Below are 989 nucleotides of genomic sequence, written 5' to 3'. Positions count from 1 at the left end.
GCTGCACCGTTCAGGCTCAGGGATTACGTGACAATAAAGCTGAACTGGATGATCACAATGTTGTAGTTCTTGGCGTCAGCCCTGACGCCCCAAAAAAGCTAACCAACTTTATCAATAAGCAAGAGCTGAACTTCACGTTGCTAGCCGATGAAGAACACGCTGTTTGTGAAAAGTACGGTGTTTGGCAACTTAAGAAGTTCATGGGTCGTGAAAATATGGGAGTTGTTAGAACCAGTTTCCTAATTGATGAAGCTGGTAACCTCGAACATGTATTCCAAAAATTCAAAACCAAAGATCACCATGAAGTGGTACTAGATTACCTAAACCAGAAGTCAAAATAGCTTTATGGCAAGACAGACGCTAATGTGCATTAGTTCCGACTAGATCTGACACTTCAATTTGAAAAAGGGCCTTGCTGAGCTTATCTAACGTAACCGAGGCTTAAAGTACTTCGTTATTTGCTAACACGGTTTCATACAGTGAACGACTGTGGTCGGCATGAGACTGCAATGCCCTTAAATAAATGACTAACTAGCGAAAAACTGGCCTTGAAATATTATTATGCTCAGATGAACGGAATCATGGCGATTGTCAAAGCTATAAATAAATTTATAGGATTAGATATAATCGTCGAAAATTAACGGCTAACAATATATTGCATTTTTAATCTTCTATACCCAATCAACTTGAAAATGCAGGCTTGAGTACCTGAAAATTATCATTGATTCGAGACGTCAGTGAACCTGCGATCTCTGGAAGAGTCACAGTAAAAAATTGATCGATGGCTTCCTTGAAGTCTCGTTTATTTTTGAAGTAAACGTTATTCCTCGACTGCTCGTTCATTACCTTCCAAAGCCGCTCAATTGGGTTGAGGTTTGGACTGTAAGGTGGAAGATAATGTAGTTCGATATTTAGGACAAACGCTGCATCTTTGACTAAGTCACTGCGGTGATATCCCGCACCATCTAAGATGATATGAAGCTTATGGG

General features: G+C 40.0%; 2 protein-coding genes. One reads left to right on the top strand and one right to left on the bottom strand.

Going from position 1 to position 989, the window contains the following annotated elements; all coding sequences use genetic code 11:
- The coding region (gene bcp, locus DA100_RS08315; RefSeq protein WP_138971723.1) for a thioredoxin-dependent thiol peroxidase at nt 1-341 on the top strand (341 nt) is incomplete at its 5' end.
- Between the two features lie 340 nt (nt 342-681).
- On the opposite strand, the gene DA100_RS08310 is transcribed toward bcp, so the two are convergent.
- Nucleotides 682-989: transposase (locus DA100_RS08310; protein ID WP_171052179.1), on the bottom strand; the 308-nt coding region annotated here is incomplete at its 5' end.

Origin of the sequence: Vibrio sp. Hep-1b-8 (assembly GCF_006124995.1) — a bacterium.
Taxonomy (GTDB): domain Bacteria; phylum Pseudomonadota; class Gammaproteobacteria; order Enterobacterales; family Vibrionaceae; genus Vibrio.
Note: the sequence above shows the minus strand (reverse complement) of the source record. Positions and strands in the feature narration are given on the sequence as shown.